Below are 16070 nucleotides of genomic sequence, written 5' to 3' on the forward strand. Positions count from 1 at the left end.
CACTCCATGAACCGACGGTGGGCCGTCGCTCCGGAGGGGCCGAACACCGGCGGGACCTGCGACCACGTGCACCCCGTCGTCGCCACGAAGATGATCGCCGCCAGCACCTCACGGTCCCCGTACCGACGCCGACCGCCACCTTGAGGACGCGTCGGCGCCTCCGGCACCACCCGCTGAAACAACTCCCACAACCCGTCCGGCACCAACCGCTCCACCATCAACACACAGACAGACTACCCAACCCACCAAATGAGATGATCTCTAAGGGTCCAGCCAAGGCAAGCCAAAACCCTGTGGAGCCCGCCTGCGTGGCGTGGAATGCTCTTGGGCAACTGCTGAAGGAAGGGAAGGTCAAAAAGGTGTACGTCCCGTCATCTGCACGAGCTCTCGATGATGACGAGCGTGAGCTCGTGGAGCTGGCACGCCGCACCATAGACGCGCATACCGACGCCGGGCCCGATGAAGACGGGATCCACACGGTGGGCGCCGCGGTCATGGCCGCCGACTACCGGATGTTCGCCGGCGTGAACCTCTACCACTTCACCGGCGGGCCCTGCGCCGAACTCGTAGCTCTGGGAACTGCGCGGGCCCAGGGCGCCCGCCAGATGCGCTGCATCGTCGCCGTGGGAAACCATGGGCGCGGGGTCATCGGCCCGTGCGGGCGCGATCGGCAGGTCTTCGTGGACTACTACCCCACCATGCGCGTCATCGTGCCCACCCCCGCGGGGCTCAGGTCCGTGCTCGCCGCCGACCTGATGCCGCTGGCTCAGCGATGGACCCCGGAGGCGGGCATGAACGGTCTCGACCCATCGCTCTACCAAGACCCCGAGACGGCCGGCCCCCCGATCATTCGGTTCAACCCCCGCTACCTCGAAGACGTCCGCTCCGGCGCCAAGGCCAAAACCACCCGCTTCCGGGACCCGGCGCAGCTCGGCCCGGCACGGCTGGTGTTCGAGAGCGACCCCGAAGTCGTCCTGCCGGCCGAGGTGACCGGCATCAGGCACTGCCTGGTCAGCGACCTCACCAACCAGGACGCCCAAGCCGAGGGACTCACGACCGCAACCGAACTCCGGGAAGTCCTCAAAGGCCACTACCCAGACCTGGCGGGAACCGACGAAGTCGACGTAATCACCTTCCAGATCAACGGCAAGACAGGTGCCGCTTAAACCGCGGAGGTACCAGCGCGGACTGGGCCGCAAGGTGACGACAAGCCCCTGACCGCACAGTTTTCATAAATCAGAACCTGTCCGAGGCCAACTCATTTTTGTCATACAAGCCTCAGATGCGGCTTCTTAACAGGAGCCACCGACACAGACCCGACCCCAGGAACAAAGAAGCACCTCGCCGGAAGCGAAGTGCGAACGTGGATCCCTCACTCGGAGGCTATTAGGTTAGTTCAGAGAATCCCCAGTCCGTGACATCCGGATCGCTCAACAAAGTGCGGGAGACCTCCAGCAGCCACGCAAGATCAATCGTCAGGTCCACTGCGAGCAGCCCGCCCTCACGCAGCGGTCGCGCTGGGCTCGGCCTGCGGGCCGAACCGGCGGGCGAACTCCTCGCGCATTTCGGGAGTGGCCAGGAACCAGGGCTTGGTCGAGTTCCGGAGTCGTGCGGTTGAGTGGGGCTGTGACCGGTTGGGGTGGATAGAAGTGCAGGCACAGGCTTCGTGATCATTGGGGTGTCGAAGCTCAGCGATCATGAGGTGGCTCGTGCCTGCCGCTGTATCCTCCCCTATCCCCGCAGTGTGATGACGCTGGGTCCGCTGGACGACGGGCGGGTCGCTGACCTGCGCCCCTACCTGGACCTGGTGCCCGGCCCGCGTACGCGGCGGGGCCGCTGGTACTCGCTGACCGCCATCCTCCTCATATGTGCCTGTGCGGCCCTCTCAGGAGCCAGGAGCGTCGACGAACTCGCCGAGTGGGCGGAGGGGGCTTCCCACGCCCTGCTGGCGGCCGTCGGCGTGCGACGCCATCCGCTCCAGTGGCGCCGGACTCCCTCACGGACCACGATCGGGCATGTCCTGCAGGCTGTCGACGGGACGCTTTGGACCGAGCCGTCGGCGCCTACCTCACCGGCCGCCACCGCGCCGCCGGGTCGCCCTGCCCTGGCTGAACATCCCCGTCCAGCACACCACGGCCTCCACCGGACACGGCCGCCGCGAGTCCCGCTCCGTCAAGACCTGCGGGATCGCGGACGAACTCGGCGGGATCGCCTTCCCTCACGCCCGTCTGGCCGTCCGCGTCCACCGCCGCCGCAGAGAGACCGGCCGACGCGAAACCCGCGAGACGGTCTACGCCGTCACCAGCCTCGCCGCCCACCAGGCCGGCCCCGCCGAGCTCGCCGCCGCGATCCGCGGCCACTGGACCGTGGAAGCCCTGCACCACGTGAGAGACGTGACCTTCGCCGAGGACGCCTCCACCGTCCACACCGGCACCGCACCCCGGGCCATGGCCACCCTCCGCAACCTTGCCATCGGCCTGCTCAGAACCCTGGGAGCCGACAACATCGCCAAGACCACCCGCGCAATCCGCGACCAACCCGAACGAGCACTTCCACTCCTGGGCATCACCAACAACCCAGGAGCCGAGGGAAATTGATCAAGCCCTGGCGCTCCACGAGCCGACACGGCCAGCCCGGCCGCCTTGGCGACGTTGACCGCCCCGTTTCAGCCCCATACTGCCGCATGGCATGCGAAACCCGCCGTGCCCATGCTTACTTTGTAGCCATACATTGCGGCTGTGCAACTGGCAAAGGCTGTTAGCGGGTTCGTGAGGCCAGCGATATACGCGCTGCTACATATCACCGTGAACGCACCGGGGTTTTGATCGTAGTAGCCGGCTGTCTGGAGGATGTCGAGGCAGCTCCGCGGGTTGCCGTCGGGCCTCATCACTTGCGATCCTTGTGCGGTGGCAGTCGCAGAGTCTCCGGCGGTCGTGCTGGCGGATGCCGCCGGCGCGATCGCCAGGCCGCCAGCGAGGGTGACCGCAGACAGGGCAGCGGCAGCGCCGATGCGGCGGCCGGAAAACGGTTTCTTCACTTGGTACTCCCATTCCGTGAAAGTCGGTCCAGTAGCCTTTGTGCTAGCCGACATGCAGCGCCGGGTTCGAACGATCCCGGACGACTGTGTTTGTACTCCGGAGACTGAATTTCGTGCCTGCTGCCGCCGTTTTCGGGTGTCGCCGAGTCATGTCGCTGCCTTGATCCCGAATGCGTTGACAGCTGTGACGACGACCACGGCTCCGTTCAAGGACGGGGCCAGGAATGTGGCGATGACGGTTGAGAGAAGAACGGCGTAAGACGGTAATCAGGGCGTTTTGGGGCTCTGTACGGCCCGCCAAAGAGCCGGCGTTCAGGATTCCCGCCCCGCACACGGAGTCCGGAGGTATCGGCACCAGGAGACGAACGGTTCGCTCGTCCGCGCCCAAACCCATCAGCATGGGTTCGGTCTTATCAGGTGTCGATATCTACAGTGGAGATGCAGACGGGAAGCCTCCCATCGGACCACGTGGACTGCGGCGGAAAGCCAGGTTGGTACTGATACGGGTACCCAGGCAGGGCCCAGTACCAATCCACCCAGCTCCCGCCCGTCTGGATCCAAATAACTCCGCACTGATTGACCGTTACGGTATGCGCATAGCCCCCCGGAAGGCACAGATCGTTTCCGTTGTACAGGTGGAGGTCCACGTTGCCGGAGCAGCGATTGGCCTCAGCCGGGCGCGCGCTAGTGTCCGTGGTGGCATGTACGGCAGCTGGCGTGGTGGCGTGCGCGGCAGCTGGCGCAGCCGCAATCAGGCCACAGCTGGCGGCGACTGCCGCAGCCAGCCCGGCGGTCTTCCTCATGGCCTTCATCTGTTGTCCTCTCGGCCCAATCGGATTGATGGCTGCTTCGGACGTGCGCGAGCTCTGCGCTGTACTGACCGGCAGCCCCCTGTCACCTCGACGCTATGGACTCAGGTCCTTCGGTCGTCCTAGGTTCGTCCTTGTACGAGGTCAGACGGGGCGCTGATCGTGGGGTGCCGGCGGTAACATCTGCTCTCTGTCCCGTGGGCCAGCAGGTGAGTTGCGCCGTCAGGCGCCGTGCTGAGTGACCGGCCTCGCCTCCTGGGGCCGGTGTGGATCCTGCCCCCCGGCGTGAACTCCCCAATTGGGGAGTTCAGGCACATGCATGTGGCATGCTCCTGTGCTACTCCTGGAATTTCACCGCGAGGTCGCGGTAAGGAGTCCCGCCGACGTTCGCGTGATGACTGCCGGCCTTGAGTCCGGGCTTGATCAATTTCAGGGCTTGATCAAGTTCTTTGGAGTTCCGGGTTGTTGGTGGGACCAGTTCCTCATCGCGCGCCGCCACCGCGGCCGGGACAGCATGCTGGACCCCACCGGCTTCGGCGAACTGGCCCTCCGCCCGGGCCCGGTTCATCCTGCCGGATGTCGACGGTCCGCTCGCCGACGTCGCCCGCACCGCCCGCCGCATGTCAGGCCCGGACCGCGTCCGCCGGGGGTCCGCCGGCACTCCCTCGCCGACTTCCCAGAAGAAGGTGTCCCTGAACGAGGTCCCGCAGGAGCCCCGCGCATTCAGGGGATTGGCCGATGAACCGGGACAGTTGAGAAGCCTGGTGTCCCGCGCACGAACGATGCGCGGGACACCAGGCTCTCCTGGCTCAGTTCTTGCCGGTGGCCGAGGCCCCGGTCAGCGGCCGCTGCGGGCCGGCAGTTGGCCGCACTTGCCGCCGGCGCACTTGCTCAGCCAGTCGGAGAAGTCGGCGTCGTACTTGGTGCCGATGGTGTCGCGGAGCAGGCTGTGCGCCGCGTCGTACTCGCCTGCGCGGTAGTGGCCGAGCACAGTGGCCACATCCGCGGGGTGAGACTGGAGCATGTAGCGGACGCCGAGATAGCCCCACTGGTAGATGCGGGTGGTGTCGGCGTTCGCATAGGTGTTCTCGAAGAGCTGGCTGAGCTTGTAGGTGTTCTTGCCCGCCTCCTCGACCGCCCTGTCGTAGGTGACGCCGCGGTACGAGTAGGAGATGTACTCGGCGAAGCCCTCGACCCACATCACGGTCGGCGTGGTCTGCCCGGCCGCGAAGTCGCCGTGCATATCGTACCGGCCGTCGAGGTAGTGCGTGTACTCGTGGTTGAGGTTCCAGATCTGGAAGGCGCCGTCCTGGGCCCGCTGCTCGTAGGCGATGAAGCGCGGCTGGTTGCCCTGCGCGGCCGGGTCGCCTTCCAGGTATATGCCGCCGTTGTTGGTGTCAACGCCGAAGACGACACCGGCGTAGGTCTTGTAGTCGGTACTGGAGTTGAAGGCGACGATCTCGATGCTGGTGTTGTTGTCGTCCTTGACCGGACCGTTGTCCTTGACGATCTTGTGGAAGAACGGGTCCTGCTTCAGGATGCTGTCGCACATGGCCGACAGTTCGGACGCGGTCAGCTCCTGCGCGAGGATCTTCGCGCTCGGACCGCAGGTGTGCTTGACCGTCAGCACGGCGTCGCGTATACGGTTCTGCAGGTCACAGGTGTTGTACTCGGCACAGCTCGCCTTGTCGTACTCGTTCGTCATCTCGGCGAGGCCGACCCAGAGCTGGGCGGTGCGTCCAGTCATCTGGCTGCGGCCGAGCAGCTCCTTGACCAACGGCGTAACGGTGCCCTTGAAGTCGGCGTGGCGCAGGAAGCGGCCGAGTTCGCGTCCGGCGTTGGCGGTCAGATAGGACTTGTCGGTGCCGAGCAGACCGTCGTGGGCGACGGCGAAGTCGCGCAGTCCGGTGAGGACGCTCGGGTCCGCCTTCACGGCTGCCACGAACTCCGGCACCTGGTGGCCGCGGAAGAGGACGGTGTAGGTGTTGTTGACCGCCGAGACCATCCAGTAGAACGGGTCATACGACGCGTTGTAGTCCTTCAGCAGACGCTTGACCACGCCGAGGAAGCGGGCGTTCTCTCCGGAGCTGTCGATCAGGGTGACCGTCTCGGCCAGGGTCTGTCCGTTGGCCTCGGTGACGTCGAAGGCGTGGGACGAGCCGAAGAAGGCGTCCAGGGCGCCCTGACTGGCGCTCTTCAGCGTCGGGCCGTATTCGCCGACGTTCTCCGGCTGGTTGTACTGGATGTAGTAGCCGGCGCGCAGGTACAGCACCACCGGGGTCGCGTAAGTGCTGTTGTTCCCCGGATAGTTGGCCGCGACGTCCTTGAGTGCGTTCGCCACCGTGACCATCTGTTCCTCGCGGAAGAGAGCCTTGGAGTCCTGACCGGTGACGCTGAACAGCGTGTTGATACAGGCGGTTTCCGATTTCTTGATCTGCTCGACCAGGGCGGCGCCGGACTTCGAGGTGAAGTCGCTGACGTTGCAGCCCGCCGCGGTCTTCGCCGCCGAGTGGGCCTGCTTGCGCTCTGCGGCGTTCTGGGCCGCGGGGAGCGGAGGGCGTTGCGCGGAGTTCGAGGTCTTCGTGGCCGATCGCGCGGGGTCGGCTGCGTGTCCGGGTGCGAGATCGGCGGCAAGCACGGTGGCGGAGGCGGGCTGTGGGCCAGGGGTCGACCTCGGCGCGGGCTTGGGTGCCCCGGCGTCGGCCGGGGCCGCCGCGCCGTTGGGCGCGAGCATGGTGAGCCCCAGGGTGGCGGCAGCCACGGTAGGGATCAGCAGTTGGGCGAGATTCTTGAGTGTGGGGGGTCTGCGCATGGCGATGGCCTCCAGGCCGGTCGGCAGCCGTGCGTGGGGCACGGCAGTGGGGGGTGCGGACCGCAATGGCAACGGAAGTTGAGCCCTTCCGGAGCTGTTATGCCCGCGGAAAGTGTGACCGTACAATTTCACAGTTCACATGGCAGTTAAAGAGGGCTGCAGGCAACAGAAGAAACTGGTGAGCCGTCAGAGGTGGGATCCTGTCCGGGATTGGGAGATTTCTGACGAAATCACATGATCATCGGGCATACCCATGCCCGATTCCGGGCTCGATCGCCGCCCTTGAGGTGAGCCGGCGTCCCTCCATCCCCCGCTCTGGTGCGCGGATTCCGCCCCGGACCGCACGGGTGGCACGGGTGGTACGGGTGAGCAACCCCGGTGACACGACGGCGACATGGGTACGGAACCGGCCCGGCCGGGCCGTGGAGCGGCGAGGACTTCACCGGCCGGTCGCAGGTGAAGCAGAAAGCCGCCGGACGACGCCGCCCGCGAGTCTGGCTCGGGCGGTTTGAGAGCAGGGCTCTGGCACAGATCTTGGATGCTGTTGGTGATCTTCAGTGCGAGTGCCGTCGCGTTCCGGCAGCCACCGGTCACCCGCCGGTCCGGTAAGCCACGGCTCTTAGCGAAGACAGTGTGGGAGCACGGCCGTTGGCAACGAGACCGTCATGGGGCACAAGGCGCAACGGCACGGCTCCAGCGGACCCCGGAAAGATCACCAACAGCATCGATCACGGGGAGCCGTCACGGGCGGTAAGGATCCTGTTCGATTCACAGTACGAACTCTCAGCCCCGCCCGGCGCGAGCGGGCCCGCGCGCTCTTCCTGCGGATGGTGCGGGTCGGCGAGGAAACCGCCGACACCCGGCGCCGTGTCCCATGGTCGGACCTGGCCGGCGACCACACCATTGACACGGACGACATCCTCTACCGGTTCGTCGAGGCCAGGCTCGTCACCGTCGACACCCACACCATCGAGATCAGCCACGACGCGCTCCTACACACCTGGCCCCGGCCGGCCTCGCCACCTGCCTCATTACCCACCAACACGCCCAACGCCTCTGCCAGGGCCCTTGATCCTCAATTCGATCGACAGCTCGACACATCCTCGGCAACGATGCGGTGCCATCGAACCTTCACCAGGGCCATCCGTGTCGTCCAGGACCGCAAACATCGACTTCGCCTTCGCCTGCGAGCTCACGGTCCGCACCACCATCGGGGCCCTGGCCGGCACAGGATGGGCGCTGGAGGAGCCGCTCTCGTACATGGTGCGGAGGTCTCCTTCGGCTTGGAGTCGGTGATGCTCCAAGGCGATGGGATCGGAGGTACCGCGAAGTCGCCCAAGGATGCGGAATTGGTCCGCTTGCAGCTGCTCAACCACGCTTTCGACGTGCACCGCGAAGTGGACTGCCCAACGGCGAGTCCAGAGGTCTCCGAGCAGTTCATCCTCCCATCCGTCCCTCGCGGCTGGCTGGGCATCAGGGGGACGGTGGGCTGCTAGCCACTCAGCCACTCTGCCTCGGAAGACGCTGTCCTCACCAAGCCTGTCCGCGAGTCTGGTCTCCACCACGTAGCCGAGTGCTTCCGTTGCCTTTTGCTGCCGGCGGTGGCCAGGAGTGAGGGAGGCAGCTGGTGTGTGCCGGATGAGTTCCCCAGTCGTATAGACGAGGCGCAGGCCAAGCGGGGTGGCGATCACTCCCAGGATGTAAGCGCCGACGCTTACCGCGATGCCCACAGGCCTTCTTCAGGGCCCCGCGGACAGCGGCCGCGGCGGATTCCAGTACAGCCGGATCGCGTTCACGGCGCGCCGGGTGTTCCCGGGCCTGCTTCTTCGCCGGGGGGCGGCTTGCTGAGCCGGGATCTGGCGTCGTGCCGCTCGTCCGAGGAGAGCCAGTCCCCGGCGGTCTTGACCGCCGTGTCCAGCTTTTTCATCAGCTCCCGCTGCCCATCGGCAGAAAGACGGGACCGCTGGCTGAGACGTTTCGGGATGCCCCGGCCCTGTGCGACTGCCGCGCGGCGTTCCCGCCGTTCGGCCCGGGCGCTATTCGGCTTCTTCGGCTGCTTCCTTGACCACTTCCTGTGGCCTGGGGACTGCGCGCGGCTTGTACCGCTTCCGGTCAGGGTTGGAGCGCGGCGGAAGGGGATTGAGAACGGTGCGGACCTGCCCGGGGGCGGGAGGTGGTTGTACTCGCGGAGGAAGGCGCGGGCCGTGGCCAGGACGCGCTGCTCCCTGGCGCTGGCGCCGCGCCGGGTGAGGGTCATGGCGGTCTGCAGCTGGGAGCGGACGTCGAAGGCCCGCTTCTCGGCGACCGCTGTGGCGAGCTCGGTGAAGACGCGCTGTTGGTAGTCCTCGTGGCTGGCCAGCCGCGTCCGGGCCTCTGCCAGGGCCTGGTTCACCTCGGCGCGGGCTGCGGCGTCCAGGTTTTCGAGGAAGGGGGTGCATTCGGCCCACAGGCACCGTACGTGTTCGACGGTGCTGGTGCGCTGAGCCGCCTCCAGCCCGCGGATAAACTTTGGCCAGGCAGCGCCCTTCACCGATCCTCCGGGACGGATCTATCAGCGTGCGCGTTGGGTAGAGCCCCAGGACCGCACCTTGGCGATCGCGCCTCCCGGTGAGGTGGCCCGCTCCGACGCTCGCCCGCTGCGCGCGTCAGCCGACGACGACCAGCGCGCTGACGGGGCCGCCGAATCCGTGGTCAGGCCGCGCCGTTCCGCTCCCAGACCGCCGAGCGGGCCTCTCCTGTCCGCCGGACAATGCCGATTGTCCGCGGCTGAACTGCGATTTCCCCACTTTTCGTGGACGGACAATCGGGCCGTCAGGAATCTGGTGACCCGGTGGACAACACCCGCCGGGACCACCGGAACTCTGCCGCAGGAGACGAAGCACATGGGAAAGAAGCTCGCTCTGCTCGCCATTCGGTATCGGCGACACCGAGCCTGATGGCCGTACCGCGTACCTGGACCTCAAGATCAACCTTGGCGAGACGCGGACGTTCGGGCACCACAACGGCAGCGGAACCTTGCGCGACGTGTGCTCCAACGAGACCGGCATCCGGGACGGAGACGTCCTGGCCTGGTGGGCCGGGGTCGGGGGCGGCGTGATGTCCGCCTGGGTGGCTCGGCACTACCAAAGCCGGGCTCCGCTGCCGTCGCAGAACCCACGCTCCGGATCCTCACGTCGAGGTGTCCGGCAGCGCCAGATATTGCTCAGGCTTCGAATCGGTCCTGTCGTCCCGGCACATCAGCAGGCCGGCCGCACCAAAAGGGAGCGGACTCATTGAATCCGAATCACCTGATGCTGCGGTCGGTGATTCACACATCCCAGGCGGGGTTGACATGGATCTCGGATCGCCATTTACTGCGGTTTGACCATTCAGGCTTGGCGTAATTTCCAAAATTGCGTCAGCCGTCCGTACCGTGAGAGAGGAATTTCGTGAAACGAACAGCGCTCGTAGGGCTCGGAATCGCCGCACTGATCGGATCTGGCATGGTGGCACAAGCTCCGGCCGCTTCTGCTGGCACCCAGGAGGGCGGATTCGTCCTTTTCCAGCACGACAATCACGGAGGTGGGTTCTGTCGATTCTACGGAACCTGGTACGACTTCCGGACGAAGAACTGGACTAACGCCGGCGGCTCGTGTGACAACGGTGCGAGTTCCATGCAGAATCTCACCTCGCATGGCGTGGACCTCTATTCGTACCCGGGATATGTTGGCGATAATTACTACGCCAAGCCGTATTCCGACGACTTAGACTTCACCAATAACGGGTTCGATAACGTGGCCAGTTCGCTGGTCTTCCACTAGGCTATTCTCGCGGGTGCCGACAGATCCATTTCGGCACCCGCGAGCAAGGTTGCGGACGGGGCCGATGCATAAAGCCAACTACACCGCATACATCCTGATGTTCGGCTTTTTGGTCGCGTGTACGCCCGGGCGCGCGGAGGGGGTCATCACACCACCCCCGCCTCCGGACGGGAATGTGAAATCCCTTCATCTTCCATTCGACGCCTATGAGCTACGCGCTTCTGAATACAACCTCTACCTTAATGCTGCAGACCTTCTCATAAGCGCCTGCATGGCGGATAGGGGAATAAGCTGGGAGCGACTGAACCGTCCATCCCAATCCCCAGACATTGCCAATAGGAGGAGGTATGGAGTGGTTGAAATTTCCGTCGCAGAGCGCTACGGATACCACTCACCGATAGAGCTACGTGATCCGGACGGGACACAGAGGGCCGAGCAGGCGCGCGAATCACGCTTGTCACCCAAGGAGAGCGCGGAGCTGAATCGCAATCCGGGCGGGTGCGGCCGGAAGGCTCATGCGGAACTCTACGGATCAGATCTCGACTACCGCCTACTGAATGAGCTCAGCTCGCGGACACTGAAAGAATCCGAGACTCAGCAACCCGTTTCGGATGCAATGGGGAGGTGGAGTGAATGCATGAAGAATGAAGGCTTGAACTATGCGACTCCCTACGATTCGGTGCGGGATAAGAAATGGTGGACCGATGGCGAGTATGGCAACCCTTCACGGAATGAGATCATCGCGGCAGTGGCGGATGTGAGATGCAAAGAAAGCGCAAACCTGATATCCGTCTGGTCGGACACAGAGAAGAAACTTCAATTGCAGGAAATAAACAGAAATGCCAAATATTTTCACGGTTTAGCGGCGGCGAAAGCGCGTCACTTGTCGGCCATCAAGAAGGCGATCGAGCGCGGCGTGCAGTGAGCTGATCTCAGAGCTCATGCTTGTCAAGCCGCGTACTGGGGGTCAGTTGTCGGCGGAAGGGGGCACTACCTCGGTCCTGGGCTCTGAGTAGATCGTGAGGGAATGTGACCTCGGCGGGTAGTTGGCCAGCCATGCCGTGATCGTTGCTGGTCAAGGAGCCGTCACGATCTACGGTTGGCGGTGTCGTCGGCTGACAGGCAGCAGGTGGACAGTCAGGACCCGGAATCGTGGCGCGGCCAGGTGGCCAGCCGCACCACGTGGGTGGTCGTGCCTGGATGGGGTGCGGGTCATCCCTGGTCGACGGTGACGGTGACCTTCAGGTTGATGAACTCGGTGGGCTGGAGAGCGGCAAGCCCGACTCGCCGACGAGCCTGCCGTTGAGAAGGTCGTCGGTGCTCATGGTGGTGTTGTCGGCGCGGACGGAGTAGCCGCGTTCCGGCTGGCGTCTTGGCGGGCGGTGTCGCGGTCGATGGGGCGCATGCGTCCAGCCTTGCGGAGCAGCCAGCACTCGCCGGTGTGGACGACGATCAGCAGATGGGGCCTACTGAGGGCGTGCTCGATGCTCCACTCCGGTGGCGGCGGGCGCTGGCGCTGGCCTTGTGCGCGTTCCGCTTCTCGGCGTTTGAGGTCGGCGATGGCCCCGCCCACCGCAATGCGGTCTTCCCCCGAGCGTTGGCCCGGCGCTATCGGGAAGACGTGCCCAGGGGTGCGGGGCTGCCATCGTCTTCGTCGCGGGGTGCGGGGTCGCCTCGCCTTCGCTGTCGACCTCGCCTCGGGCTCGCTCCTGTGGCAGCAGCCGCTCGCGGATGACCGGAACAACTTCGCGAGCGAGCGCACCCGCATCGCCCGCACCGCGGACACGGTCGTCGTGAGCGCCAAGCGCAAGAAGACCACGGCGTCCCGGGTGAGTGACGGCACGCCCCTGTGGACGGATGCCCCCGCCCTCTACAACGGCCGGCCGTGCGTGGGCGGCACGTACACCGGTGGCAGGCAGCTGGCGAGGATACAGAAGTGAAGCTTCCCCTTGATGTTGGACACCTGGAGACTGGAACGTGAGGTTCCAGAGGAAGTGGTGCCAGGTGGGAAGCAACAGCAACCGCAGCAGGCGGTACTCGGAGGAGTTCACGCGCGACGCGGTCGCGCTGGTCCGCTCCTCCGGCAAGACCGTCACCGAGGTGGCCCGGGAGATCGGGGTCAGTGCCGAGGGCCTGCGGAACTGGCTCAAACAGGACACGATCGACCGCGGACAGGGGACGCCGGGCGAGCTCACAAGCGCGGAGCGGGAGGAACGGCGTCGGCTGCGGCGGCAGAACCATGAGCAGGCCGAGACGATCGAGGTGCTGCGAAAAGCGGCGTCGTGGGCGGCCGTCCAGCATCACGGGGAAACTTCACCATAAACGATCAGTAGTCGACTTCGCCGTACCTGCTCAGAAACCTTTTGAACGACTCTGCCCTACGTCTCACGGCCCCTATGACCGAGGTCCTGGCTGTACCGTCCGACCAGGTGGAAGACCTCCCGGGCCGCATAGCGCTCGAGGCAGCGGACGATCTCGCGTCGGGTCTTACCCTCCTTGATGCGGCGCGCGGGGCAGCTCTGGTGGGCGGGTCAGGACGGACGGTATACCGCGCGGTCGTCACAGTGCTTTCGTGGCCTCGCAGTGCTTCTTGATGAGCTCGTAGGAGCGCACGCGGGCGTCGATGTCGTAGACAGGTGTGGTCAGCATGAGTTCGTCCGCTCCGGTCTCGGCAGCCAGTTGCGCGAGCCGGCGTACGACGGCCTCGGGCGTCCCACACGCCTGCTGTGCACGGAAACCGGCAAGCGCCTGCCGTTCCTCCGCCGTGAAGGGATGGGCGGCGGCATCCGCGGGCGTGGGGAAGGGAATCTCGCTCAGACCTTTGAGTAGCCCGGCCTTGACGACATCCATGGGTCCGGCTCGCCACGCAGCTTCCTGCTCCGTCTCAGCGCATATCGCCTCCACGCACACCACAACCCGGGGCTGCTCACTCCAAAAGGACGGGATGAACTCGGCACGGTAGCGCTCCAGCACCGCGAAGGTGTTGTCGGGCCGGATGTGGTGGGCGACGGCGATCGGCAGGCCCAGTCGCGCGGCGAGGGCGGCGCCTGCGGTACTGGAGCACAACAGCCAAGGCTCCGGCAGGGGGCCGAGTGCCACTTCGTCGACCAGAAAGGACAGGATCGCGGCGACGTCATCGTGGTACTGCGCGTCCGTCGCCGGTCCGGCTCCGCGGCGCAATGCGCGCGCGGTGGCCTCGTCGAAGGTGCCGGGGCCGCGGCCGATGCCCAGGTCGATGCGGTCCTCGTGCAACGCGGCCAGTGTTGCGAACTGCTCCGCCAGCGTGATGGGCGCATGGTTGGGCGCCAGCACTCCGCCCGACCCGATCCGGATCGATGAGGTCGAGGCCGCCGCGTGAGCGATCAGGACCACGGGCGGGAACGCGCCGATTGCGGGCGAATGGTGGTGCTCGGCGTACCAGATCCGGTGGTACCCCAGTAGTTCGAGCCTGCGAGCGAAGAGAGCGGTGTCCCGCAGGGTCTCCACGCCACGGGTCCCTGATTCGACCACGGCGACTTCCAGCGCTGATATCGGCACATCGATCATGCCGCCAGCATAAGGAAGGGATCGGTGTCTGCCTCAGGCGCGGTGGTCTCGACTGCCACAGTGCCCGGACCGCGTACCGGTCTCGCACTCCGAACGATCCATGGCTGGCCGCTCGTTGGAAGTGATCGCGTCCGCCTCCGCCCCTGTGCGGTCCGACGCCGCCGCGGAATGCAGGACCCCGCAACGGTGTTGGTACCGGACAGTCGATCTTTTGCTTCCAGTGGGAAGTGTGGCTGCGCGTCCGCCGGTTGACCAGCCGGTTGGTGTCGCGTCGCGAGCAAGGGGGATGCCATGAGACGGTCCGCGGTCTCTGCCGACACCGTGGCGTCGGCCGACGGGTCAGGCTGGTTCTGTGAGATGGTGCCGAGCGAGCTGACGTCCGCACCACTCAGCACCCAGCGCACGTCAGACGTCCACGCCCAGCACACCGGGCTGAACCTCGGCCCGGTGAGGGTTTCATCGGTCGCGTTCTCGAGGGTGTGCTCGCGCCGGACGGCGGCCCCCGTCCGGCGGGACGATCCCGGGTCGTATCAACTGGCCCTCGCCACCCAAGGCGCCTTCAACATCGCCCGTTTGCGCAATGCGTCCGTGGTGGCGGGGGGTCTCGTCCTGACGGACACCTCACGCCCGATGGAGAACATCTGCTTCAGCGACTACGGGGCGGTCGAGGCGATCGTGCTGCAGATCCCCCGTACGGTCCTGCCCCTACGGTCCGACAGGGTGGATCGCATCCTCGCACAGCCAGGCCCCGTGCATGCGGGAGCCGGCGGAGGGACGGCCAAGATCCTGGCCGACTTCCTGCGCTCCTTGCACCACCACGGCCCCCGGTGCGAACCCGACGAGTTGCTCCGCCTGGGCTCAGTCGCCCTCGACCTTGCCACCGCGTGCCTGGCACAACGGCTCGGGGCCCAGGCCCGGGACGAGACACCGGTTCCGATACCGGCCCAGGCGCACGCCCAGGCGATGCTCCAGCGCGTCCTCCAGTTCATCGACGACAACCTCGACGACCGCGAGCTGACGCCCCAAGCCGTCGCCGACCAGCACAACATGTCCCTGCGCGGCCTCTACACACTCTTTCGCGACCAGCCCGTGAGTGTCGCCGAAACGATCCGCCGACGCCGACTAGCCCGCTGCCACGCCGAGCTGGCCTGCCCCGAGTCGAGCCGCCGCACCGTCGAGGCCATCGCGGCCCGCTGGGGCTTCACCAGCGCCACCGCTTTCGGCCGTGCGTTCCGCAAGACGTACGGGATCACACCCGGCGAACACCGCGCAGCCGCCCGGTCCTTGAGTGCGGCACCAAGTGTCCAGCAGCTCTGCACGCCTGACGTCGACCGCGACCGACCGGGCCAGGAACGAAGAGGCGGCCCAAAGCGACACCCACATCACCGCGATCCGGCTGCCCCTCCAACCAAGTGACGACACAGTGAGCACATCACGCGATAGGGACTGAGTGCGGTGCCGCCACGGCGGCGGAGGAAGGCCGGGACCGCGCGGACGTGGCCCGGGCTGCGTGACGCGGGCCGCTCGGGCGGCGGATGCGGAGGTGGCATGCCGCCGATCGTGCCCCTCTTCCTGGTGTAGCCGATCAGCTGGTAGGAGTGCACGGGCATCTGCCCGGGGTGCACGCCTGATGAGGGTGGCCGCTCACCTCGAGAGCCGGCTCACCCCGACCAGCAACTTGAACCCCGACAACCAGGATCAGCCGTTGAATTGACACCCAGGGTTGGCAAGGTGAGTCAGTCATGTGGCAGCTCTCGCCGCATCGATCATCGCGCCGATCGTCAGCAGGATGACCGGGAGGGCGATCAGCAGGAAGGCCATGGCCCAGCCCGTCCGCGCCGTGGTCCTGTTCGCGATCCTCCGGCACAGCAGGGTCACCGGCACGAGGTAGAGGATCGCTGCGAAGAAGGCAACGTACAGAAAGCCCATGAGGAGTTCTCCGATGGTGTGCGCGAGGAGAGGGGGGGGGGCTGTGCTGGGCGCCCCCCCCTCCTCGCCTTACCCCCCGCGATGGCCAACACGCTCACCGGGTGGGAGCGGTGGTGAACCTGTTGGCCTGGGCGTCA

Annotated in this window: 15 protein-coding genes and 1 pseudogene; 9 read left to right on the forward strand and 7 right to left on the reverse strand. The window is 66.0% G+C overall.

The genetic code is table 11. The annotated features are described in order from the left end of the window. Window positions 1–218: transposase (locus tag ACZ499_RS39555; RefSeq protein ID WP_468682021.1), on the reverse strand; the 218-nt coding region annotated here is incomplete at its 3' end. Window positions 219–308: 90 nt separating this feature from the next. Here ACZ499_RS39555 and ACZ499_RS39560 point away from each other — a divergent pair. From ACZ499_RS39560 to ACZ499_RS39570, 3 genes and pseudogenes are all read left to right on the forward strand, one after another. Further along, window positions 309–1166, forward strand: coding sequence for an ASCH domain-containing protein (locus ACZ499_RS39560; protein WP_468681985.1), 858 nt, complete (start codon window positions 309–311; stop codon window positions 1164–1166). Between the two features lie 581 nt (window positions 1167–1747). Beyond that, window positions 1748–1975 (forward strand): annotated as a pseudogene (locus ACZ499_RS39565) (transposase family protein); the annotation flags it as partial. Between the two features lie 40 nt (window positions 1976–2015). Continuing rightward, window positions 2016–2597, forward strand: coding sequence for an ISAs1 family transposase (locus tag ACZ499_RS39570; RefSeq protein WP_468681986.1), 582 nt, complete (start codon window positions 2016–2018; stop codon window positions 2595–2597). A gap of 68 nt (window positions 2598–2665) precedes the next feature. Here ACZ499_RS39570 and ACZ499_RS39575 read toward each other — a convergent pair whose 3' ends face one another. From ACZ499_RS39575 to ACZ499_RS39585, 3 genes are all read right to left on the reverse strand, one after another. After that, window positions 2666–3037, reverse strand: coding sequence for a hypothetical protein (locus tag ACZ499_RS39575; RefSeq protein WP_468681988.1), 372 nt, complete (start codon window positions 3035–3037; stop codon window positions 2666–2668). A 1146-nt stretch (window positions 3038–4183) separates the two neighbouring features. Then, window positions 4184–4414 carry a hypothetical protein gene (locus tag ACZ499_RS39580; RefSeq protein ID WP_468681990.1) on the reverse strand — a complete coding sequence of 77 codons (231 nt, stop codon included), beginning with the start codon at window positions 4412–4414 and terminating at the stop codon, window positions 4184–4186. A gap of 270 nt (window positions 4415–4684) precedes the next feature. Continuing rightward, complete coding sequence (locus ACZ499_RS39585) at window positions 4685–6700, reverse strand: collagenase (RefSeq protein ID WP_468681992.1); 2016 nt, start codon at window positions 6698–6700, stop codon at window positions 4685–4687. Window positions 6701–7485: 785 nt separating this feature from the next. Here ACZ499_RS39585 and ACZ499_RS39590 point away from each other — a divergent pair. Further along, on the forward strand, window positions 7486–8154 hold the full coding sequence (locus ACZ499_RS39590) for an nSTAND1 domain-containing NTPase (protein WP_468681994.1): 669 nt from the start codon (window positions 7486–7488) through the stop codon (window positions 8152–8154). 296 nt (window positions 8155–8450) lie between these two features. Here the strand turns inward: ACZ499_RS39590 and ACZ499_RS39595 are convergent, their stop codons facing one another. Further along, entirely contained in the window at window positions 8451–9188 is a 738-nt protein-coding gene (locus tag ACZ499_RS39595) for a hypothetical protein (protein ID WP_468681996.1), read from the reverse strand. Window positions 9189–10086: 898 nt separating this feature from the next. Between ACZ499_RS39595 and ACZ499_RS39600 the strand changes: the two genes are divergently transcribed. The 4 genes from ACZ499_RS39600 (at window position 10087) to ACZ499_RS39615 (ending at window position 12780) form a co-directional block, all read left to right on the forward strand. Further along, on the forward strand, window positions 10087–10458 hold the full coding sequence (locus tag ACZ499_RS39600; protein ID WP_468681998.1) for a hypothetical protein: 372 nt from the start codon (window positions 10087–10089) through the stop codon (window positions 10456–10458). 352 nt (window positions 10459–10810) lie between these two features. Further along, complete coding sequence (locus tag ACZ499_RS39605; protein ID WP_468682000.1) at window positions 10811–11383, forward strand: hypothetical protein; 573 nt, start codon at window positions 10811–10813, stop codon at window positions 11381–11383. 736 nt (window positions 11384–12119) lie between these two features. After that, window positions 12120–12398, forward strand: a complete 279-nt coding sequence (locus ACZ499_RS39610) for an outer membrane protein assembly factor BamB family protein (protein ID WP_468682002.1) — start codon at window positions 12120–12122, stop codon at window positions 12396–12398. Window positions 12399–12462: 64 nt separating this feature from the next. Beyond that, entirely contained in the window at window positions 12463–12780 is a 318-nt protein-coding gene (locus tag ACZ499_RS39615; RefSeq protein ID WP_468682004.1) for a transposase, read from the forward strand. Window positions 12781–13017: 237 nt separating this feature from the next. On the opposite strand, the gene ACZ499_RS39620 is transcribed toward ACZ499_RS39615, so the two are convergent. Continuing rightward, complete coding sequence (locus tag ACZ499_RS39620) at window positions 13018–14004, reverse strand: MsnO8 family LLM class oxidoreductase (protein ID WP_468682006.1); 987 nt, start codon at window positions 14002–14004, stop codon at window positions 13018–13020. A gap of 291 nt (window positions 14005–14295) precedes the next feature. Here ACZ499_RS39620 and ACZ499_RS39625 point away from each other — a divergent pair, with 291 nt between their 5' ends. Next, window positions 14296–15420: a helix-turn-helix domain-containing protein gene (locus tag ACZ499_RS39625; protein WP_468682008.1), complete on the forward strand. Its 1125-nt coding sequence runs from the start codon at window positions 14296–14298 to the stop codon at window positions 15418–15420. A gap of 324 nt (window positions 15421–15744) precedes the next feature. Here ACZ499_RS39625 and ACZ499_RS39630 read toward each other — a convergent pair whose 3' ends face one another. Further along, complete coding sequence (locus ACZ499_RS39630) at window positions 15745–15933, reverse strand: hypothetical protein (protein ID WP_468682011.1); 189 nt, start codon at window positions 15931–15933, stop codon at window positions 15745–15747. Between the last annotated feature and the right edge of the window lie 137 nt (window positions 15934–16070).

The sequence above is a fragment of the Streptomyces sp. NPDC031265 genome (assembly GCF_055570295.1).